Raw genomic sequence first — 20,677 nt, 5'->3', positions numbered from 1 at the left:
CGGCGACCGCGACGCTCTCCTCCCGGGTTTCACCCGCCGTCGAGGGGTCGCCGTGTGAGAACCTGCCAGGATGAAAGGGATCATCCTGGCAGGCGGCTCCGGCTCACGCCTGCACCCGATCACGCTGGGTGTGAGCAAGCAGCTCCTGCCCGTGTACGACAAGCCGATGATCTACTACCCGTTGTCGACCCTGCTGCTCGCCGGCGTCCGGGACGTGCTCGTCGTGACGACCCCCCACGACGCCGATGCCTTCACCCGGCTCCTGGGCGACGGGTCTCGGTTCGGCATCTCGATCTCCTACACCGTCCAGCACGCGCCCGACGGTCTGGCACAGGCGTTCGTCCTCGGCGCGGACTTCCTCGGGACCGAGCGGGCCGCGCTCGTCCTGGGCGACAACATCTTCTACGGCCCCGGTCTCGGCGACCGGCTGCAACGCTTCAACGACGTCGACGGCGGTGCGATCTTCGCCTACCGCGTCAAGGACCCGACGGCGTACGGCGTCGTGGAGTTCGACGAGGCCGGCCGTGCGCTGAGCATCGAGGAGAAGCCGCAGCACCCGCGCAGCCGCTTCGCGGTCCCCGGCCTGTACTTCTACGACAACGACGTCGTGGAGATCGCGCGCAGCCTGAGGCCGTCGGCACGCGGCGAGTACGAGATCACCGACGTCAACCGGCACTACCTCGCCGCGGGTCGGTTGCAGGTCGAGGTGCTGCCCCGCGGTACGGCCTGGCTTGACACCGGCACGCACGACTCCCTGCTCGAGGCGAGCGACTACGTGCGCACGATCGAGAACCGGCAGGGCCTGAAGATCGGGTCTCCCGAGGAGGTCGCCTGGCGGCGCGGGTTCCTCTCGGACGACGAGCTCCGCGAGCGCGCCGAGCCGCTGCGCACGTCCGGCTACGGCACCTACCTGCTCGAGCTCCTGGAGCAGTAGACGCCCCCGAGCAGCCCCCGGCGCACCGGACTGCTCAGAGGTCGTGCAGCACGTCGCTCGCGGCGAGCTCCCAGCGCTCGCGCCAGTCGCCGATCGGTGCGAGACCGACCGCGCGCAGGGCGTCGTGCCCGAGAACCGAGAACGGGGGGCGCCGGGCGGGCCGTACGAACGCGTCGCTCGTCGTCGGGTGCACGGCGGCGAGCGACGTGCTCGTGCGGCCCTCGGACGCCACGACCGCCCGGGCCAGGTCGAACCAGCTCCCACGGCCCGACGACGTCGCGTGGTACGTCCCGGCCGGCGCCCGCGCGGCGACGAGGCGCACCATCAGGTCGGCGACGTCCCGCGCCCACGTGGGCTGGCCCACCTGGTCGTCGACAACGTCGAGACGATCACGCGTCGCGGCGGCGCGGGCGATCGTCCGGGGGAAGCACGCTCCGTGGCGGCCGTAGAGCCAGGCGGTGCGGAGGACAAGGGCGTCCGGGTGCTCCGCCCGCACCGCCCACTCCCCCGCGAGCTTGCTCCGCCCGTAGGCGGTCCGAGGCGCCGCGAGGTCCGTCTCGGCATAGCCGGGGCGCGCGCGCCCCTCGCCGTCGGGCTCGCTGCCATCGAGATCCCCACCGTCGAAGACGTAGTCCGTGGACACCTGCACGAGCCGGGCGCCCGTCCGCGCGGTCGCCCGCGCGAGGACCTGCGGCCCGACGGCGTTGACGGCGAACGCGTCGGCCTCGTGGGCTTCCGCGCCGTCCACGTCGGTGTACGCGGCGCAGTTCACGACGACGTCAGCCCCCGCGACCGCGCGCGCGACCGCTGGGGCGTCGGTGATGTCGACCGCCGACCGCGTCAGCGCCTCGTGGGACGCCCCGCGGGCAGCGAGCAACCCGACCAGCTCGGTGCCCAGCAGGCCCCCGGCGCCCGTCACCACCCAGTGCACGCGGCCTCCCCTGATGCCTGTCCAGCGGACCTCTGTCCGGCGGACGTCCGGTCCGGTCGCCGTGTCCGCTCGCGGGTATCGTCCCACGTGGCGCCCGACCCGCGGGCGAGGTTGGCCCGACCAGCCGTATCGAAGGAGCGCACGTGCAGATCCGCGAGCTGACCGTCCCCGGCGCGTGGGAGATCCTCCCGCGCCAGCGTCCCGACGACCGCGGCACCTTCCTCGAGTGGTTCAAGGACGCCGCATTCGTCGCCGCGACCGGGCGCCCGCTCGACCTGCGGCAGGCCAACGCGTCCGTCTCGCACGCCGGCGTGGTCCGCGGCGTGCACTTCGCCGACGTCCCGCCCGGACAGGCCAAGTACGTCACGTGCGTGCGCGGCGCGGTGCTGGACGTCGTGGTCGACGTGCGGGTCGGGTCCCCCACGTTCGGGACCTGGGACTCGGTCCTGCTCGACACCACCGACCGCCGCGCCGTCTTCCTCGGTGAAGGGCTCGGGCACGCCTTCATGGCGCTCGAGGACGACTCGACGGTCGTCTACCTGTGCTCGACCGGCTACGCCCCGGAGCGCGAGCACGGCATCGACCCGACCGACCCGGAGCTCGGCATCGACTGGCCGACGACGGACCTCGCCGGACGACCCCTCGTCCCGAGCTTCTCCCCGAAGGACGCGCAGGCGCCGACGCTGCGGCAGGCGGGGCACGACGGCGTCCTGCCGCGCTGGGCGGACGTGCGGGAGTACGTCAGCGGGCTGGGTCCCGCGAACGGGAAGGACTGAGCCTCAGTCGCCCTCGACGCGCAGGACCCGCAGGTGACCCCGGCGACCGACCTCCGTGACGTCGGCCGGCTCGGCCTCAGGACGTGACCTGCCCGCCTCGCGGACGGCGTCGGCGAGGGCCGAGAGGTCGTCGTCGCTCGGACCGGTCTCCACGAAGTGCGGCGAGAGGCGGACGACCTCCCAGCCACGGGGCGCCGTGAGCCGCTCGGCGTGCTCCGCGCACAGGTCGTAGCTGTGGGGCTCCGCAAAGTGCGCGAGCGGCCCGAGCACGGCGGTGGAGTCCGCATAGACGTACGTCAGAGTCGCGACGGACGCGTTGGTGCACGCCGTCCGGGAGCACTGCCTGACCGATCTCACGTGGTGACCCTACGCCCTCGCCGCGCCGGCGCGTCCCCGCACACGCCGTCGTCTACCGTGGGTGGCATGCCAGGCTTCCCCGTCTCGCCCCCCGGTGGCCCGTCCTCCCGCCGCCCGCGCGCCGTGCGGGCCGGTGTGCCCGCCGCGCTCGCGAGCCTCGAGATCCCTCCCCGCGGGCCCGACGGCGGCGACGGGCCACGGCGCCGCGACCGTCGCGGGCGCGGCATCCGCGGACCCCTCCTGCCGCCCTCGGCACCCGCGAACCGCACCCGCGCCGAACGGTTCGACGAGCACGTGCTCGCCGCCGTCGAGAAGCTCGAGCGCACCTGGGGACGCGCCCTGCGGGGGACCGAGTTCGCCGTCGAGGACGTCCCGCCGTCCGACCCTGCGCCGTGGGAGGACGCCGGGGTGCCGCTCGGCCGGTTCTTTCCTGCGGAGGCCGGTCAGCCGGCGCGGATCGTCGTCTACCGCCGCCCGGTGGAGCAGCGGGCGCTCGACGCGGAAGACACGAGCGACCTGGTCCGCGACGTCGTCGTCGAGCAGGTCGGTCACATGCTCGGGCGCAGCCCCGAGGAGATCGACCCGGGGTACCTCGGCGGGCACTGACCCTGCCACTCGGCTGCCACTCGGCTGCCGGTCGGCTGCCGGTCGGGTCAGCCCAGACCGGCCGTCTCCGTCGCCCGCACGTCCACCGTGTCGAGGCCCGGCGCACCGGGCACGGGCAGCAGGACCGAGATCAGGCCGCGACCCGGCCCGTCCGCGGCGTCGGACTCGTCGGCAGTCTCGTCGGCCTCTTCACCACCGGTGTCACCGGAGGTGTCGTCCGGCGCGTCGCCCCGGTCCACAGGCTGAGTGACCTCCGGACCCGCCTCGGCGACCACCGACCACACCGCCCGCACCGCGCCCGCGCCGGTGGCAGCGCCCGGCCCGGTGACCTCGAGCGTCACGGTCGCCGGCTCGTCGCCGTCGGCCAGGTCGGCGGCGAGCACCGTCGAGGTCGTGCCCGCGGGAACCGCGAGGTCCCGCGTGCCGACGACCTCACCCGCCTCGTCGTACGCGCGCAGCGTGCCGCGCAGGGTACCGGCCGCGCCAATCCCGGACTCGTCCGTCCCAGCCCCGTCAACCCCGGCAGCCCCATCGACCTCCGCACCGTCGGGAGGACCGGTCGGGAGCGGCACCGCGCCCACGACCACCTCGGACCTGGTCCCCGGCAGCAGGGCGACCTGGCTCCGGCCGACGGTCTGCTCGGCGTCGCCGCCGGTCTCGACCGCGGTGGACGCGATCCACGCCCGGTCGACGGGTCGCCCGTCCACCAGCACTTCGGGGTCCTGGTCACCCACGCGGGAGACGACCGCCCCCGCGACGACGGGGACCGCCGATTCCACGGCGACGGTATAGCGACCAGGCGGCAGCCCGCCGAGCGAGACGTCGGAGACCACACCCGGGGTGAGCTCGACGACCTCCGCACCACGCAGCCGCACGAGCCCGTCCGCACCGTACACGCTGATCGTCACCGCCTCGCGGCCCTCCGCGCTCGACGCGTCGGTATCTCTCGGGTCAAGATCGCTCGGGCCGGGACCGCTCTCGCCCGCTGCGTCCTGATCAGTACCGCGCTCGTCACTGCTCGCACCGTCGTCAGCGTCACCCACGCCGGCTGCTCCCTCGTCCACCACGGCGTCGTGTCCCGCAGCGTCGTCCGCCGCGCCGTCGTCGTCAGTCGCTGCGTCGTCGTCCGTCGGCGCGAGCAGCCGGAGCTGGGGTGCGTCGGCGTCGTCGACGCCTTCCCCCGTGCTCACGACACCGGGCACCGCGAGGCTCGTCGTGGGCGCGGCACCGGGGACGACGAGGTCGACGCCGAGGGGCCGCAGACCGTCGAGCGTGGAGTGCTGTAGGTAGGCCGCCACGAGGCCACCCTCCGCCTCGAGGTTCACCACGAGGCGACGCTGCTCAGGGGCGGAGGCCTCGACGAGCACGACGATCTCCTCACCGGGCGCCACGAGGTACTGCCCGCCACCGGTCAGGGTCACGGGACCGCCGGGACCCCACATCGACGCGCGCACCGTCGCGGGTGTCCGGCCGGGGTTCTGCAGCACCAGCTGCGTGCTGCTGCCGATCTCGGTGCTCCCGCCCACGAGCCAGTGGCTGATCCGCGGTGCGGCGCAGCTCGCCGCTGCCAGCCCTCGCAGGTCGCCGTCCGTGGTGATCGAGCCGGCCGCCGCCGCCGCGAGCACCTCCGGCGCGGTCCCGGGCCGCGTGCGCAGCACCGATCCGGCGGTCACCTCGTCCTCGGTCAGAACGGCCGCGTCCGGGCCGTCGGCGAGGTCGCGCGGCCCGTCCCCCAGAAGGTCGGACAGCGCGGCCGTCGCGCCGCCGCCGACCAGCATGGCGGCGCGCAGGCTCGTCTCGGTCTCCACCGGCGCGGCCTCGAACTCGTCGTCCCCCACGGTGGCCGGGTCGGTGAGGCGTGCCGGGCCCGGGCACACGAGAAGCTGGTCCGCGGGAGGCACGGTCACCTGCCGGACGTCGGACCCGGTCGCGGCCGTGAGCCCGGCCGTGACACCGGCCGGCACGGGCAGCGCGCCCCCGACCGCCGCCAGGGCACCCGTCACGGCCACCGCGAGGACACCGACGCCGATACCGGCGATCCGTCGGGCGACGGGGCGGCCCGTGCTCTTCCTGCGCGTCACCACTACCTCGTTCCGGCCCTGCGACGCCCTGCGGGCACCGCGAGCAGCACGTAGATCATCAGGGTCACGCCGGCGGTGACCAGCCAGGGGGTGCGCAGCGGCTCGGTGTACTGCACGGCGAGGTGCCCGCCGTCGGCCCCGAGCTCGAAGGCCTGGAGTCCACCGGCCTCGACGCGCGGCAGCGACCTGCCGTCCAGCGTGGCGCGCCAGCCGGGCGCGGCGGTCTCCGCGAGGACGACCACCCGTCCCGCGGCCCCCGCCTCCACGGACGTCGAGACACGCTGGCCCGCTGCCGGGAGCGTCTCGACCGTCGTGACGTCGCGCGTCACCGAGCCGGCCGGCGCATCTCCGGGCGCGGCGGCGAGCACCCGTGCCCAGGCGGGCTGGTCGGTGTCCGTCCCGTCGGTGAGGCTCTCGGGCGCGACCCGCCAGATGACGCCGGACTGACCCTCGGTGACGCGCTCGAGCCCGGCGACCATGTCGAGGCGTGCGACCAGCTCGGCGCGCTGCTGCGTGTCCTCGCCGGCCGGGACGAGCACCGCGCCCACCGCGAGGTCACCGAGCCGGGGGGTGACGTCGTCCGCCGCGCCGGTCGTCAGCTCCGCGACGAGGGACGGCAGGGCTTCCTGGTCGGACCCGTCGTCCGTCAGCTCGCCGACCTGCACCGCGACCGCCGAGTCGAGGAGCTGAGGGCCGTCCCCTCGCAGGAGCGCGTACTCGACGACCGGGCCGTCGAGCTCCAGCGAGAGCACCCGCACGGCCCGGGGCGAGCCCTGCATCTGCTGGCCGACCGGGGGCACCACAGGCTCGGCCGTGACCCGAACGTCACCGACCGTCCCGCGCCCGCGGTCGAGACCGTCCAGGGCCCACGCGGTGACGGCGCCCACGGGGAGCGCGAGGACCAGGGCCGCGGCACCGGCGACGAGCGCAGCGCGGGCGCGCCCCTGCGGACCTGGCAGCAGGCCCTCGGCGACCCGGGCGCCCAGGAGGGCCGCGCCACCCAGCGCGAGCAGCACGAGGGAGAGGGCGGCGCCCGGCCATGCGGTGACAGCGCCCTCCCCGGTGGTCGACACCGTCGTCCGGCTCGCCAGCACGGCTGCGGCCAGCCCGACGGCCGCCACGCACCAGGCGACGGGAGCGCCTGGTCGGGGGCCGACGAGCGCCGCGAGCGCAAGCAGCACGACCGCGACGCCGAGGACGTACGGCAGGGCGGAGAGCACCGCACCGAGGACGTCACCGAGTGCCCCGTCGACGGGCTGCGCGTCCGTGAACCACGCGGCGGGGGCCACCGGTTGGCCGAGCAGCATCTGCCACGGAGCGGCGGGCACCTGGGCGAGCGGTGCACCGGGTTCGGCGAGCAGCGCCCGCCACCCGTCGTCGGTGCGCAGGGCGTGGACCCAGAAGGGTGCGAACGCCACGAGCGAAGGGATCAGCACGAGGACGAGGTAGCGGCGGTGCCTGCGCACCCCGAGCACGAGGAGCAGCACCACGACGACTGCCACGGGGAGCAGAACGGGCGCGCCCGCCACCGCCAGCGCGAGCGCGAGCCCGGACGCGGCGGCCGCGCCGAGCGAGCCGGGCTGCCGTGAGACGCGTGAACGTACCGGCTGCAGGTCGCCGTCCCCGGATGGCTGGTACGCGGGGGCGACGACGTCGACCCGGTGCACCCCGAGCGCGCGGAGGAGGCCGAGGGCGACCCAGGGCAGGGTCGCGTGCGCCACGAGTGCGCCGAGTCGCCCGCCGTCGAGAGCGAGCAGGAGCGGCGGCGCCGCGACCCACACGACCACGGCCCACGCACGCAGACCGACCGAGCGCGTCACCGCACCGGCCGCGAACCATGCTCCGAGACCGGCGGCGAGAAGGCTCGTCACGACGAGCGCGTTCACCGCGGTCTGGAGCGAACCACCCACGAGGAGGACCGCGGGCAGCAGGCCCGTCACGAGGGGGTCCGCCGGCGCAGGGACACCGAGCCCGTTCGTGACCCAGCCGCTCGTCGCGGCCTGCCACACGTCGCCCAGCGTGCCGCCCGCCACCAACAGCGCCCCGCCGACGAACCGACCGCCGTCGCCGACGGCCCCGGCAACGGTGCCGAAGACCAAGGTGGTGAGCCCGACCAGCGCGAGGGTGAGGGCGGCGAGCACCGCGCGGCGGCGCAGGGCCAGGCTCCGCAGCTCGGCCCGCTCGATCTGCGTCGGGGCGACGTACGTGCGTCGGCGCTCGGCGCGGGCCAGCCGGCGGTCGCGACGTTCGGACAGCACCTGACGCCACGTCCCGCGCAACGGTCGCAGCGTCCGGCGCGGCAGGGTGCTCGTCCGGCGCACCGACCGGCGCGCACGCAGCACGGCACGGGGCCGCAGCAGCGCCCATACGGGGGCCCACAGCTCGTCGCGCGCCTGGCCAGGTCGCTTCATCACGAGCCGGTACATGGCCTGGAACGGTGCCCAGAGCAGCGTCGCGACGACGACGACGGGCAGCAGCGCGCCCGGCACCGCGACGAGACGGGCGTGCAGCGCACTGCGGCGACGGACACCGTACGAGGCATCGGGGTCCGGGTCCGGGCCGGAGGAGCCGGCGTGCGCCCGCTCGCGCAGCCCGAGGAACGATGCCTGCGCATGGTAGACGACCGCGCTCGGCACCACGACGACCCGGTGGCCTGCGAGCCGTGCACGCCGGGAGAGGTCGAGGCCGTCGCCGAACGCACCGAGCTCGGGGTCCGTCCCGCCGAGGGCGTCCCAGACCGACCGGCGCACCAGCGCCCCCGCGAGGCCGACCGCCAGGACGTCCTCGCGAGCGTCGTGCTGACCCTGGTCGATCTCGTCCTCGTCGATGCCGGTCATCCGTCGCCCGAGGGGAGACGTCGTGTACCCGACGGACACGAGGACACCACCGCTGTCCGGCGGGCCCTCCGACAGGTCCCAGCGGCGCTGCTTGGCGCCGGCGACGGCGACGGCGCTCGTGTGCTCGACGGCGCGCAGGAGCTCGGCGAGCGCGTCCGGGGCGGGGGCGGAGTCGTCGTGCAGGAGCCACAGCCACGTGCTGGGCGCCTCGCCCGCGAGGCCGGCCCCGACGGCGTCACCAAAGGAGCGGGCCCGCGGGGCGGCGATGAAGCGGGCGGCCCCGAGCGGGAGCCCGTCGTGGTCGCCCGACGCACCGGACGTCGAGACGTCGACGACCGTGACCGAGTCGGGGGCGACGGACTGGGCGCGGAGCGCCGCCAACGTCTCGGCCAGGTAGGGCGAGCTCCCGCGGGTCACGACGACGGCGGCGACCGTCACCACGACGGGCAGCGCCCCCGTGACGGAGGCGACGACGTCGGGCACGTCCGCGCGCGCGGCGGGGCGGGGCGCGCCGGGCGCCGCGAGCCGCGAGGGGCTGGTGGTGTCTGAAGAAGTCATCCTGCGACGATCATGCGCCCCGGAAGGCGCGGCACCCGGGATTTGCGATCCCGGGCGTGTGCGGCCCGCAGCCGCGTCGTCAGACCACGCGCCGCTTCAGCTTGCGCCGCTCGCGCTCCGACAGCCCGCCCCAGATCCCGAAGCGCTCGTCGTTCTCGAGCGCGTACTCGAGGCACTCCGAGCGCACCTCGCACCCGGTGCAGACCTTCTTCGCCTCACGCGTCGAGCCGCCCTTCTCGGGGAAGAACGCCTCCGGGTCGGTCTGAGCGCACAGCGCCCGTTCCTGCCAGCCCATGAGCGAGTCGTCGATCGCGTCGCCGAAGAGCGGCAGCACCGGCGCCACCTTCTCCGGTTGACGGTCCATCTCCGAGGGGAAGGTCCCCTCGTCGTCCAGTATGTTCCACATAGCGCGCCCCTTCATGCCGTTTCAAGAAACTGCATTAGAGAAATTACACGCGTGTCATCCGCGTCCGTCAAGCCGAAATGTGCTAGCCGCGTGTGCATGGCGGGTGAAATCCGTGCGCACCTCGGCGCGGTGAGGTGACATGCACAGGCCTAGGCTGGGCGCCATGGTGACAACTCCCCATCTGCCCACCCACGTCTCTGACCTGCTACGTCTCCTCGGCAAGGACCCCGGCCGCCCACGCCTGACGTGGTACGGGGACGACGCCGAACGCATCGAGCTCTCGGGCGCGGTGCTTGAAAACTGGATCAATAAGACGACGAACCTCCTCGTGCAGGAATTCGACGCCGAACCCGGCGTGAGGATCGTCATAGACCTCCCCGTGCACTGGCGATCCGTCGTGTGGACGCTCGCTTCCTGGCGCACCGGGGCGACCGTCGTCCTCGCCGCCGGTCCGCCGCACGAGGATGGTGCGGCGGGCGACGTGCTCGTGACCGACCAGCCGTCTCGTGGTGCAGCGTACGACGCCCTGGTGGCGGTCGCACTCCCAGCGCTCGCCCGCAGGTTCGACGGCGACCTGCCTCCCGGCGCGGTCGACGCAGCGGCCGCCGTCATGACCTACGGGGACCAGATCGACTGGGCGCCGGAGCCCGACGGCGCGCTGCCCGCGCTCGAGCAGACGGGGAGCGACCTTCGCGTCGCGCACGCCGACCTCGTCACCTGGGCGCTGACCGACGACGAGCCGTCGCCCGGCTCGCCCTCGCCCGCCGCCCCGCGCGCGCTCGTCGCCGGGGACCAAGGGCTGGTTCCCGTCCTCGTCCGTGCCCTGGGGCTGTGGGCGGCCGACGGATCCGTCGTGCTGACGTCAGCCGCCACCGCCGGTGAGCTCGCCGACGACCCGGCACGCCGTCGACGCCTGGTGGAGGGCGAACGCATCAGCACCGGCGGCTGATGCCGCCGGTGCTGAGTGCCGGAGCTGCGGGGGCGGCCGTGGCGGGTGGCCGCGGGTGCTAGGGGAAGTCTGGCTACGGGCGACCCAGAGCGCGATACACCCAGCCGGCGGCCCGCCACTGCACCGGGTCCAGGACGTTACGACCGTCCAGGATGCGCTTGCCCGCGACGCGCGCACCGAGCTCCTCGGGGTCCAGCTCGCGGTACACCTGCCACTCGGTGAGCAGGAGAACGATCTCCGCGCCCTCGACGGCCTCCTCCCAGGAGGTCGTCACGTTCAGCTCGGGGTGGACCCGGCGGGCGTTCTCCACGGCCTCGGGGTCCGTCACCACGACGTCTGCTCCCTGGCGCGCGAGCTGTGCCGCGACGTCCAGCGCGGGCGAGTCCCGGACGTCATCGCTGTTGGGCTTGAAAGCAGCGCCGAGCACTGCGATGCGCTTGCCCGTGATCGAACCGTCCGCCACCTGACGGGTGAGGTCGACCATCCGGACGCGGCGACGCTCGTTGATCGCGTCGATCTCCTTGAGGAAGGCGACCGCCTGGTCCGCACCGAGCTCACCAGCCCGCGCCATGAACGCCCGGATGTCCTTCGGCAGGCACCCGCCGCCGAAGCCGAGGCCGGCGTTGAGGAACTTGCGGCCGATGCGGTCGTCGTGACCGATCGCGTCCGCGAGCTGCGTGACGTCGGCCCCGGTCTCCTCGCAGAGCTCGGCCATCGCGTTGATGAACGAGATCTTCGTCGCCAGGAAGGAGTTCGCCGCGACCTTGACGAGCTCGGCGGTCGCGTAGTCCGTGACGATGCGCGGCGTGTGCTGGGCGAGCGGGTCGGCGTAGATCACGTCGAGCTGGGTCCGTGCATGCTCCCCCTGGTCGCCCTGCGGGACGCCGTAGACCAGGCGGTCCGGGTGGAGCGTGTCCTTGACGGCGAAGCCCTCGCGCAAGAACTCCGGGTTCCAGGCCAGAGTCGTACCCGGCGCCTCGGTGGCAAGTCGGTCGGCGATGCGTGCAGCAGTGCCGACCGGGACGGTCGACTTGCCGACGACGACGTCGCCGACGGACAGGTGAGGCAGCAAGCCCTCGACGGCTGCGTCGACGTACCGCATGTCCGCGGCGTACTCCCCCTGGCGCTGCGGGGTACCGACACAGACGAAGTGCACCTCCGCGCCCGCCACGTCGGCCAGGTCCGTCGTGAACCGCAGCCGACCGCTCGCGACGCCTTCCTTCAGGAGCTCCGGCAGACCCGGTTCGTAGAACGGGGCGCGCCCCACGGACAGCGCGTCGATCTTCGCGGCATCGACGTCGACACCGATCACGTCGTGGCCCAGCTTCGCCATGCAGGCAGCATGGACGGCACCGAGGTACCCGCACCCAATCACGGAGATTCGCACATCTATCCTTCGTCGTCGGAACGTTGTCTGAACTGCTGGCGATCGCGCGCGGAGGACGCGGCAAACGCCTCGAGAGTATCCAGAAAGCTCGTGGCGTCACGATTCCAGTCGTACCGCTCGCGGGCGGCCGCGTGACCCCGGCGCGCCATCGCCGCACGGCCCGCCGGGTCGGCACGCAGCCCGTCGATCGCCTCCACCACCGCCGCGACGTCGTCGAAGCCCACGACGACGCCCGCCTGCGCGCTCTCGACGACGTCCACCGAGGTCGCGTTCGGAGTGGTGACCACCGGCAGGCCGTGCGCCATGTACTCGAGCACCTTGGTGGGCTGGGAGTGCGCGTAGTTCGGCTCGTCGTGCAGCAGGGACAGACCGGCGAGCGCACCGTCCAACCGGGCCGTGGCGACGTCGTTGGGGACGAACCCGCGCCAGTCGAGGACTCCCTCGTCGTCCGCAGCACGCAGTGCGGCGGCGACGTCGTCGGTCGCCGGCCCGATCAGCTCGACGCGCACGTCCCGCAGGCGACGGGCGACGTCGATCATCTCGAGCGCTCCGCGCGCGGCGGTCAGCTTCCCGAGGTAGACGACTCGTGGCTCGACGGGCTCTGCCGGCATCTCCGGCGGCACCCGGACCGAGTTGGGCACCACCGGGTGCGGCCGGGCGAACCTTTCGACGTACCCCGGCTCGGCGAGGATCAGGTGGAGGCGTCGTTCCGCCCACGCCTCGGCCAGCCGGACCGCGCGCGCCGCGACGACGCGCAGGACGCGAGGGATCCAGGAGCGCATGCCGACCGCGGCCGCGGTGTCCTCGTGGACGTCCCACACGACCGCGGTGCCCGCGCGGCGCGCGCGGGACGTCGACGGGACAGCGAGCAGCAGGTCGGGGTCGTGCAGGAGCACGACGTCGAACAGCGAGGACCGGGACCGCAGGAACGAGCGTGCTGCCCGTAGCGCTCGGACTCGACGACGACCGAGCGCGCGCGGCAGGTCGATGCTCCGGACCCCGGGCTGAGGGGCCCGTCCGTAGGCGGAGAAGGGTGCCGCGTACGTGACCGCGTAGCCCGCATCGAGCATCGCCCGGATCTGCCGGTGCCAGATCCGGGCGTCGAAGGGGTCGTGCACGACCGTCACGACCAGGACCTCCAGGCGGTCCCGTGGCACCATCAGCGCCGACCCGACCGCTTGCGGACCGCGGCCTTGTAGGCAGAGATCACCTCGTCCGACGGACCGTCCATGACGAGCCGTCCCTCGTCGAGCCACAGCGTCCGGTCGCACATCCGCTGGATGGTCGCTGCCGAGTGGCTGACGAGGAAGACCGTGCCCGCCTGCCCGCGGATCTCCTCGATCTTCTTCTGGCTCCTCGCCCTGAACTCCGCGTCACCCGTCGCCAGCGCCTCGTCGATCATCAGCACGTCCGGGACGGCTGCGGTCGAGATGGCGAACCGCAGCCGCGCGGACATCCCCGAGCTGTAGGCAGACATCGGGAGATCGACGAAGTCGCCGATCCCGGCGAACTCGACGACCGAGTCCATACGGTCCCTGACCTGCTGCGGGGTGAGCCCGAGGGCAAGGCCACCGATCATGATGTTGCGCTCACCGGTCAACGAGCTCATCAGCGCGGCGTTGACGCCGAGGAGCGAGCTGGTGCCATCGACGTAGACCTTGCCCGAGGCGGTGGGGATGAGCCCGGCCAGCGCACGCAGGAGCGTGCTCTTGCCGGCACCGTTGCGTCCCACGATCCCGATCGACTCACCGTGGTGCGCCACGAACGACACACCCTTGACCGCGTGCACCTCCGTGACCGCGCCCACGTGCCGCTGGCTCCGGTTGAAGGCGCGACGCAGCCGACCTCCGGGCTCGGTGTGGGCCCTGCGCTTGCCACCGAACACCCGGTACTTCACGTGGACGTCGTCGGCGATGAGCGAGGGGCGTCGCTCATCCGCGGCGACGGGACGTGGCCCGGTGTCGTCGATGCCGTCCTCGGCGTCGTCCAGGTCGTCGATGGCTGCGTTCTCCTCAGTCACGTCCGTAGCGCTCCTCGGCCTTCCAGAAGACGACGTAGCCCACCACGAGCAGCACGAACGCCCACGCCACACCTGCGATCCACAGCGTGAGATCGGCATCGAACTGCTCGAGCAGCGCCGAGCGCACCAGGTTCAGGTAGACCGCCACCGGCTGGTAGTACATGATCGCGCCGAGCACGCCCTCGTCGACGTACGTCGCGATCGAGTAGAAGACTCCCGAGACGTAGCGCAGGAGACGGATCGCGACCGGGATGAGGTTGCGCAGGTCCCGGGCCGAGACGACGACCCGCGCCAGGATGAAGGACGCCCCGCTCGTGAAGATCTGCGTGAGGAGGACCGCCGGGATCAACGTCAGCCACTGCCACGACAGGGGTTCCCCGGTGAAGAGCACGATGACGACCATCACACCCAGCGCGGGCAGGAGCGTGACGAGCTCGGCGAGCGTGACCGACAAGGGCAGGACCGCCCGCGGGAACTTCAGGGCACGGACGAGACCCGTGTTGGACAGGACGCTGTTGGCGCCCGCCTGCAACGACGAGCCGATGAAGGTGAAGATGAAGATCCCGATGACCAGGAACCCGGCAAAGTTGTCCACGCCGGCCGTCGTCGACAGCAGCACGCCGAAGACGAGGTAGTAGACGATGGCCAGCAGCAGCGGGTTCAGCACGCTCCACAGCTGTCCCAGGTAGTTGTTCTGGTTGCGGCTGTAGGCACGCGAGCTGGCGAGCGTCCAGACGAACGCGCGCCGGCGCCACAGCTCTCGGGTGTAGGTGCTGAGCTTGTCCCGCTCGCCCAGCGGGCGCAGGCCGTAGGACGTGGCGAGCTCGGCGAGCTCGCGAGATCCGTCCTGCGTCGGACCGTCGGAGGTCACAGACGGTGTGCCTGTGTCGAGGTCGTGACCCCCCGGGTGTCGAAGAAGCGCTGAGCACGCCCGGCGATCTCGTCCGCCGCGTACGACGCGTGGCTCTGGACGAGGATGACGAGGTCCGCGGACTCGACCGCGCGGTCGAGGTCCTCGACCCGCTGGAGGACGGAGTCCCCGAGTCGCCACTGCTCGACGTTCGGGTCGTGGAACGACAGGTCCGCCCCGTGCGAGCGGAGCGCCTGGGCGAGGGGCATGGCGGGCGACTCGCGCTGGTCGGCGATGTCCGCCTTGTAGGTCACCCCGAGCAGCAGCACCTTCGCGCCGTTCATCGCGAGGGCGTCGGCGTTGAGGATGTCCTGCGCGCGGCGCGCCACGTACGTGGGCATCGTGGCGTTGATCTCCTGCGCCAGCTCGACGAACCGGAAGGGGTAGCCGAGGCGTGAGCGCACGTTGTAGCTGAGGTAGTTCGGGTCGATCGGGATGCAGTGACCGCCGACGCCCGGGCCCGGGTAGAAGGCCTGGAAGCCGAAGGGCTTGGTCTTCGCGAGCCGGATGACGTCCCACAGGTCGATGTCGAGCTCGTGGCAGAACCGCGCCATCTCGTTGACGAGGGCGATGTTGATGTGCCGGTAGGTGTTCTCGAGCAGCTTCGCGGTCTCGGCCTCGCGCGTGCCCTTGGCCGGCACGACCGTGTCGACGAACCGCTCGTAGAAGTCGACCGCCACCTGCGTGCACGCGGGGGTGAGGCCACCGACGACCTTGGGCGTGTTCTTCATGCCGTAGACGGCGTTGCCCGGGTCGATGCGCTCCGGGGAGAAGGCGAGGTGGAAGTCCTGCCCGGCGACGAGGCCGCTCTCCTCGAGGATCGGGCGCAGCTCTTCCTCGGTCGTGCCCGGGTAGGTCGTGGACTCGAGCACCACGAGCGTTCCGGGGGTGAGCTGGCGGGCGACCGCACGCGTCGCGGAGAGCACGGCGCCGAGGTCCGGGCCGCCGTCCTCCGAGAGCGGCGTCGGCACGCAGATCACGGCGGCGCGGGCGCTGCTGATCTCCGACTCGTCGCTCGTCGCGCGGAACCCCTTGCCGAGCATCTCGCCGATGCTCTCGTCCGACAGGTCGTCGACGTGGGACTTGCCGGCGTTCAGTCCTTCGATGACGCGAGGGCTCACGTCGAAACCGAGGACCGTCAGGCCGGAGCGGATTGCTTCTTGTGCGAGCGGAAGCCCGACGTACCCGAGACCGAGCACGACAACATCAACGGACACAGTGGTGACTCCTCTAGGTGATGGCTCCGGAAAGCATAGCGCCAGGCGGTGCGGGCGCAGTCGTCCGCGCGCGGTGCTCGACCACGGTCCGCCAGGCTCGTCACGCAGGTGCGGTGTGACCCCTAGCCGGCGCCGCCTGCGGCACGGTACACCGTTTCGTAGGCCGATGCGGCGCGCCCCCAGGTCCGCTTCTCGAGCACCCACTCCCGGGCGCGTCGGCCGACCGCGGCCGCGGCGTCGGGATCCCCCAGGGCCGCCGACAGGACGCGCGCGAGGCCCTCGGGGTCGCCGGGCTCCGCGAACCAGCCCGTCACACCGTCGGTGACGATCTCCCGCAGCGGCGGCAGGTCGCTCGCCACGACCGGACGACCCGTGGCCATGGCCTCGAGGGGCTTGATCGGCGTGACCTTCGACGTCACCGGGAGGTCGAGCCGCGGGACGCAGAACACGTCGATGGCGGCGAAGTACTCCCGCACGGCGGCGTGCGGCACCCGCCCCACGACGTGGGCACGGTCACCCAGGACGTCGCGGGCCCGCTGCGCGAGCGCAGCTCGCTCGGGACCGTCGCCCACCAGCAGCAGGTGCGGCGTCCGCGGGCCGGCGGCCAACCGGCCCAGGGCGTCGACGAGGACGTCGACCCCTTCGTAGCGGTTCAACGTGGAGACGATCCCGGCGACAGGTGCGTCGTCCGGGATGCCGAGCCGACGGCGCAGGTGCCCCGGGTCGGGTGCCTCGGCGAGGAACGCGTCCGAGACGGAGTTGGGGACGACCGTCACCCGGGAGGCAGGTACCCCCCGAGCCCGGATGTCCTGCGCCATGCCCTCGGAGATCGTCACGACCTGGTCGGCGCGGAGCATCGCCTGCGTCTCGCTGCTGCGGGCGAGCCGGTACCGGTCGGAGGCCGGATCTCCCCCACGGCTGACCCAGGTCTCCTCGAGAAATCCACGGACCTCGTACACCACCGGCACACCGGTGCGCGCGCGAACCCCCAACGCCACCCGTGCGTTCAGGTACGACGAGTGCGCGTGCAGCACCCGCGGACCCAGGGTGCGCACCGTGCGGGTCAGCGTGTCGATCTCGGCGGCGAGCTGCTCGTCGGACCGCGCGGGCAGCGAGGTCGGCAGGTCACGCAGCACCCGGACGCCGTCGACGACAACTTCACAGGGCGCGTCGAGCCGGCCGGACGTCACGGGGAAACCTCGTCGGGGCGACACGACGACGGCCGACCCGCCCCGGACCTGCGCCGCCGCGATCCCCTGCGTCCGCACCGTGTACCCGGCCTGCACCTCCGGTAGTGCGTTGGTGACGACGTGGAGGACTGGCCCCGGTGTCTCTGCGCGCCGGTCGTCGACCGGTCCTTGCGCCACGTCCTCGTCGCGCGCCGGGCTGAGCACGGCGAGATCTCCGGCGAGTGCCCGGCGGACAGCCCTCTCTCCCCGACGCGGCGGATCGGTCAGCAGGTCGAGCGCGGCGACGACTGCACCCTCTGCGGCCAGCACGCGTGCTCCGGTAACACGACCTCGCGCGACGCTGCCCGGGTGGCGGACGAGGTCCCACGACGCCCGCGCTCCGGGCAGGTCGTGCAGGGCCAGCGCCACGCGCGTCGCCCGCACCGCGCCGACGTCGGAGCGCCGTGCCGAGCGGTCCAGCCGCCGTACGAGCTCGTCGTCCGTCCCGACCACACCGCTCGCCATCGCTCCGAGCGAACCCGGCGCCGACGCCAGCCGCCGGACGACCCGGGCAGGGAGCGTGCGCAGCACGCGCACCGCGGCGACGTACGGGTCCTCCTGCCACTGGTGCGCAGCGACCGAGCACGTGAGCGGCAGGTTGCGTGCGACACGCACCATCCGCTCGGGGAGCAACGACATCTCGTGACTATCCTCTCGACGTTCGGGGGGCGGCCGTTGCTCGGCGGAGCCCGTCGTCCGACTACCATCTCCGCAGGGAATCCTGCACAGGACCCTCTCGCTGCGTGCCCGGAAGACCGACGAACCCTCTGGCATCATGGCGACGACACCGCGATCCTAACGACGAAGGATGAGTATGGCCCCGACAGTCCTGCACGTGACCGGCGCACGCCCGAACTTCCCGAAGGCCGCACCGGTCGTCCGCGCACTCGCGGAGCAGGGGGTCGACCAGATCCTTGTCCACACGGGCCAGCACTACGACGACAAGATGTCCGAGGTGTTCTTCCGCGAGCTCGAGCTCCCGCGCCCCGACCTGAACCTCGGGGTCGGCTCCGGGTCGCACGGCGAGCAGACGGCACGCATCATGACCGCGCTCGAGGAGGTCTTCACCGAGCGCCGACCGGACCTCGTCGTCGTCTACGGAGACGTGAACTCCACGGTCGCAGCGAGCCTCGTCGCCTCCAAGATGCTCATCCCGACAGCGCACGTCGAGGCCGGGTTGCGTAGCTTCGACCTCACGATGCCGGAGGAGATCAACCGCCTGGTCACCGACCGGCTCTCGACGCTCCTGCTCGCCACGAGCCCCGACGCCGTCGCGCACCTGGGCAACGAAGGCGTCGACCCCGACAAGATCCACCTCGTCGGCAACCCCATGATCGACACGCTGCTGTCCCAGCTCGACCGGCTGGACGTGGACAAGGCACGCGCCGCGTTCTCCCTCGACGGGCCGTACGCGGTCGCGACGCTCCACCGACCTGGCAACGTCGACGACCCGCAGGACGTCAAGGAGATGGTGGCCTCGCTGCACGCCGTCGCGGACCTCGCCCCGATCGTGCTGCCGCTGCACCCCCGCGGGCGCGCCCGCCTGGAGGACGCCGGCCTGCTGGCCCACCCCGCGCTCAAGGTCGTCGAGCCCCTCGGGTACGTCGACTTCATGGGCCTCGTCCGTGGTGCGGCCTTCGTCGTGACCGACTCGGGCGGTGTGCAGGAGGAGACCACGATCCTCGGTGTGCCGTGCCTGACCCTGCGTCCGAACACCGAGCGTCCCGTGACGATCACCCACGGGACGAACCGCCTCGTCACACGCGAGAACCTGCCGCAGGTGGCGGCCGAGGTTCTCGCGGACGGGCGTCCGGAGACCTGGCCGGTACCGCCGCTGTGGGACGGCGCCGCCGGTGAGCGGATCGCCCGGGTTCTCGTGTCGTTCCTGGAGAAGCGTTGAACGTCTCCCGCCTCTCCTCCGTCGCCCGCACCACCGCGAGCCTCGCCGTCCACCCGCGCCGCTGGCCGGACGCGCGCAAGCACATCGGCCGCGCATGGCGTGGCCCGTCGGGGTCGGGGTCGGCCGGTGCGCCCCTCGTGGTGACCGACGGTCCCGTCCGCCGATCGGTGCGCGCGGTCGTGCTGCTCGACACCGCGCTCGTCGACGCCTTCGCGGTGGAGTGGCAGCAGACGTCGTGGCAGCCGGAGACCGACCTCACGGGGTTCGACGTCGCCGTCGTCCAGTGGCCCGCCGCACCCGGGACCTCGCCCGAGGACCTGGCGGCTGCCGCCCTGGCCGCGGACGTCCCCCTCGTTGTGTGGGACGTGGACGCCCCGGGACGGCCGACACACTCCCTCGCGGGGGCGAGCGTCGTCGTCAGGTCGGCGGGCCGCGCCGCCGACTACCCGGGAGCCGAGGTCGCCGGGGGGTACTTCCAGCCGCGCGCGAAGAACCCCGTCCGCGCCAAGGGACGCGCGGCGCGCTCCGTCACGCTCGACGTCACGCCCGACTCGACGACGCCCGGAGCGTTGCCCCGCACCGTCCAGCGGCGGGCCGACACCGTCGTGCTCACCGGGCCCGAGGACCGCTTCCTCCCGGCCGCCGCCGCAGCCGCTGCGACGGGGGCGATCGTCCTCGCCCCCGGCGCGCGGACCGACCTCCCGGCGGACCTCGTCGTCGTCGACGAGGACGAGCACCTGCCGGACGCGCTGGCCCGGCACACCGAGCTGCGGCGTCGGTATGCCCACAAGTGCCTGCGCGCGGCGCTCCGGGACCACTCGACGGTGGTCGCAGCGCACCGGTTGCTCGACGCGGCGAACGTTCCCGACCCCTACGCCGACGGCTCCGTCAGCGCGATCGTCCCGACGATGCGGCCCGCCCAGATCGGCCATGTGGTCGACTTCCTCGCGCGCCAGTCCCACCCCTCCGTCCAGCTCGTGCTCGTCGCCCACGGCTTCGAGGCCACCGAGACCACGCAGCGCCTGGCCGCCGAGCGCGGACTGGAGAACACCGTCGTCATCGAGGCAGACGCGTCGCTCTCCCTCGGGGCGCTCATGAACCTCGGCGTCGACGCGGCCGACGGTCGCTACGTCGCGAAGATGGACGACGACAACTTCTATGGTCGCGACTACCTCGCCGACCTGGTGCGCACGTTCGACTTCAGCGGCGCACAGGTCACGGGCAAGTGGGCACACTTCACGTACCTCGAAGGCTCGGGCGCCACGTTCCTGCGCTTCCCCGCGTCCGAGAACAAGTTCGTCAAGCTCGTCCAGGGCGGCACGCTCCTGATGCCGCGCGACGTCGCGGCAGAAGTCCGGTTCGAGGACCTCCCCCGTCGCGTCGACACGACGTTCCTCCAGAAGATCGAGGCTGCGGACGGTCGCGTGTACTCGGCCGACCGCTACAACTTCGTCTCGGTACGGGCGTCGTCCACCGATGGCCACACGTGGAAGATCAGCGACTCGGAGCTCCTCGCGAAGCCCTCCGAGCAGCTCTTCTTCGGTGAGCCCTGGGCTCACGTGGAGCTGTAGAGGACACC

At 72.8% G+C, this 20,677-nt stretch carries 17 protein-coding genes; 6 read left to right on the top strand and 11 right to left on the bottom strand.

Features of this window, described 5'->3' with window-relative positions; translation table 11 throughout:
- The first annotated feature begins 70 nt into the window (after nt 1-70).
- The gene (gene rfbA / locus OHL10_RS08780; protein WP_265521823.1) at nt 71-934 is read left to right on the top strand and encodes a glucose-1-phosphate thymidylyltransferase RfbA; all 864 of its coding nucleotides are present in this window, start codon (nt 71-73) and stop codon (nt 932-934) included.
- 34 nt (nt 935-968) lie between these two features.
- On the opposite strand, the gene rfbD is transcribed toward rfbA, so the two are convergent.
- On the bottom strand, nt 969-1,865 hold the full coding sequence (gene rfbD / locus OHL10_RS08775) for a dTDP-4-dehydrorhamnose reductase (RefSeq protein WP_265521822.1): 897 nt from the start codon (nt 1,863-1,865) through the stop codon (nt 969-971).
- Nucleotides 1,866-2,008: 143 nt separating this feature from the next.
- Here rfbD and OHL10_RS08770 point away from each other — a divergent pair, with 143 nt between their 5' ends.
- Nucleotides 2,009-2,641 carry a dTDP-4-dehydrorhamnose 3,5-epimerase family protein gene (locus tag OHL10_RS08770; protein WP_265521821.1) on the top strand — a complete coding sequence of 211 codons (633 nt, stop codon included), beginning with the start codon at nt 2,009-2,011 and terminating at the stop codon, nt 2,639-2,641.
- Nucleotides 2,642-2,644: 3 nt separating this feature from the next.
- On the opposite strand, the gene OHL10_RS08765 is transcribed toward OHL10_RS08770, so the two are convergent.
- Complete coding sequence (locus OHL10_RS08765) at nt 2,645-2,998, bottom strand: DUF3499 domain-containing protein (protein ID WP_265521820.1); 354 nt, start codon at nt 2,996-2,998, stop codon at nt 2,645-2,647.
- A gap of 66 nt (nt 2,999-3,064) precedes the next feature.
- On the opposite strand from OHL10_RS08765, the gene OHL10_RS08760 reads away from it, so the two are divergent.
- Nucleotides 3,065-3,604: a metallopeptidase family protein gene (locus tag OHL10_RS08760; protein WP_322645537.1), complete on the top strand. Its 540-nt coding sequence runs from the start codon at nt 3,065-3,067 to the stop codon at nt 3,602-3,604.
- Between the two features lie 47 nt (nt 3,605-3,651).
- Here OHL10_RS08760 and OHL10_RS08755 read toward each other — a convergent pair whose 3' ends face one another.
- The 3 genes from OHL10_RS08755 to OHL10_RS08745 form a co-directional block, all read right to left on the bottom strand.
- Nucleotides 3,652-5,685: a DUF5719 family protein gene (locus OHL10_RS08755; RefSeq protein WP_265521819.1), complete on the bottom strand. Its 2,034-nt coding sequence runs from the start codon at nt 5,683-5,685 to the stop codon at nt 3,652-3,654.
- 2 nt (nt 5,686-5,687) lie between these two features.
- On the bottom strand, nt 5,688-9,080 hold the full coding sequence (locus tag OHL10_RS08750) for a glycosyltransferase (protein WP_265521818.1): 3,393 nt from the start codon (nt 9,078-9,080) through the stop codon (nt 5,688-5,690).
- Between the two features lie 79 nt (nt 9,081-9,159).
- Complete coding sequence (locus OHL10_RS08745) at nt 9,160-9,486, bottom strand: WhiB family transcriptional regulator (protein WP_322645536.1); 327 nt, start codon at nt 9,484-9,486, stop codon at nt 9,160-9,162.
- Between the two features lie 163 nt (nt 9,487-9,649).
- Between OHL10_RS08745 and OHL10_RS08740 the strand changes: the two genes are divergently transcribed.
- Nucleotides 9,650-10,435: a TIGR03089 family protein gene (locus OHL10_RS08740; RefSeq protein ID WP_265521817.1), complete on the top strand. Its 786-nt coding sequence runs from the start codon at nt 9,650-9,652 to the stop codon at nt 10,433-10,435.
- Between the two features lie 73 nt (nt 10,436-10,508).
- Here the strand turns inward: OHL10_RS08740 and OHL10_RS08735 are convergent, their stop codons facing one another.
- From OHL10_RS08735 to OHL10_RS08710, 6 genes are all read right to left on the bottom strand, one after another.
- Nucleotides 10,509-11,822, bottom strand: coding sequence for a UDP-glucose dehydrogenase family protein (locus OHL10_RS08735; RefSeq protein WP_265521816.1), 1,314 nt, complete (start codon nt 11,820-11,822; stop codon nt 10,509-10,511).
- A 2-nt stretch (nt 11,823-11,824) separates the two neighbouring features.
- Nucleotides 11,825-12,982 (bottom strand): glycosyltransferase, encoded by a 1,158-nt coding sequence (locus OHL10_RS08730; protein WP_265521815.1) that lies wholly within the window; start codon nt 12,980-12,982, stop codon nt 11,825-11,827.
- Nucleotides 12,982-13,842: an ABC transporter ATP-binding protein gene (locus OHL10_RS08725; protein WP_322645535.1), complete on the bottom strand. Its 861-nt coding sequence runs from the start codon at nt 13,840-13,842 to the stop codon at nt 12,982-12,984. Before OHL10_RS08725 ends, OHL10_RS08730 begins: the two co-directional genes overlap by 1 nt.
- Nucleotides 13,835-14,713: an ABC transporter permease gene (locus OHL10_RS08720; protein ID WP_265521814.1), complete on the bottom strand. Its 879-nt coding sequence runs from the start codon at nt 14,711-14,713 to the stop codon at nt 13,835-13,837. The genes OHL10_RS08725 and OHL10_RS08720 overlap by 8 nt, the downstream gene beginning before the upstream one ends.
- The gene (locus tag OHL10_RS08715; RefSeq protein ID WP_265521813.1) at nt 14,710-15,969 is read right to left on the bottom strand and encodes a nucleotide sugar dehydrogenase; all 1,260 of its coding nucleotides are present in this window, start codon (nt 15,967-15,969) and stop codon (nt 14,710-14,712) included. The genes OHL10_RS08720 and OHL10_RS08715 overlap by 4 nt, the downstream gene beginning before the upstream one ends.
- A 122-nt stretch (nt 15,970-16,091) precedes the next feature.
- Nucleotides 16,092-17,837 (bottom strand): glycosyltransferase family 4 protein, encoded by a 1,746-nt coding sequence (locus OHL10_RS08710; RefSeq protein ID WP_265521812.1) that lies wholly within the window; start codon nt 17,835-17,837, stop codon nt 16,092-16,094.
- Between the two features lie 175 nt (nt 17,838-18,012).
- Between OHL10_RS08710 and wecB the strand changes: the two genes are divergently transcribed.
- Both wecB and OHL10_RS08700 read left to right on the top strand, forming a co-directional pair.
- Nucleotides 18,013-19,098, top strand: coding sequence for a non-hydrolyzing UDP-N-acetylglucosamine 2-epimerase (gene wecB, locus OHL10_RS08705; RefSeq protein ID WP_265521811.1), 1,086 nt, complete (start codon nt 18,013-18,015; stop codon nt 19,096-19,098).
- Complete coding sequence (locus tag OHL10_RS08700) at nt 19,095-20,669, top strand: glycosyltransferase family 2 protein (RefSeq protein ID WP_265521810.1); 1,575 nt, start codon at nt 19,095-19,097, stop codon at nt 20,667-20,669. Before wecB ends, OHL10_RS08700 begins: the two co-directional genes overlap by 4 nt.
- The last annotated feature ends 8 nt before the right edge of the window (nt 20,670-20,677 follow it).

This window comes from Oerskovia flava (genome assembly GCF_026163685.1).
GTDB classification, from domain to species: Bacteria; Actinomycetota; Actinomycetes; order Actinomycetales; family Cellulomonadaceae; genus Oerskovia_A; species Oerskovia_A flava.
This window is presented reverse-complemented; position numbering and strand designations above follow the sequence as displayed.

Bases quoted from the DNA above. Each gene is read 5' to 3' on its own strand.
- rfbA (WP_265521823.1), top strand. From the start codon at position 71: ATGAAAGGGATCATCCTGGCAGGCGGCTCCGGCTCACGCCTGCACCCG.
- OHL10_RS08760 (WP_322645537.1), top strand. From the start codon at position 3,065: ATGCCAGGCTTCCCCGTCTCGCCCCCCGGTGGCCCGTCCTCCCGCCGC.
- OHL10_RS08750 (WP_265521818.1), bottom strand. From the start codon at position 9,080: ATGACTTCTTCAGACACCACCAGCCCCTCGCGGCTCGCGGCGCCCGGC.
- OHL10_RS08745 (WP_322645536.1), bottom strand. From the start codon at position 9,486: ATGTGGAACATACTGGACGACGAGGGGACCTTCCCCTCGGAGATGGAC.
- OHL10_RS08740 (WP_265521817.1), top strand. From the start codon at position 9,650: ATGGTGACAACTCCCCATCTGCCCACCCACGTCTCTGACCTGCTACGT.
- OHL10_RS08730 (WP_265521815.1), bottom strand. From the start codon at position 12,982: ATGGTGCCACGGGACCGCCTGGAGGTCCTGGTCGTGACGGTCGTGCAC.
- OHL10_RS08710 (WP_265521812.1), bottom strand. From the start codon at position 17,837: ATGTCGTTGCTCCCCGAGCGGATGGTGCGTGTCGCACGCAACCTGCCG.
- wecB (WP_265521811.1), top strand. From the start codon at position 18,013: ATGGCCCCGACAGTCCTGCACGTGACCGGCGCACGCCCGAACTTCCCG.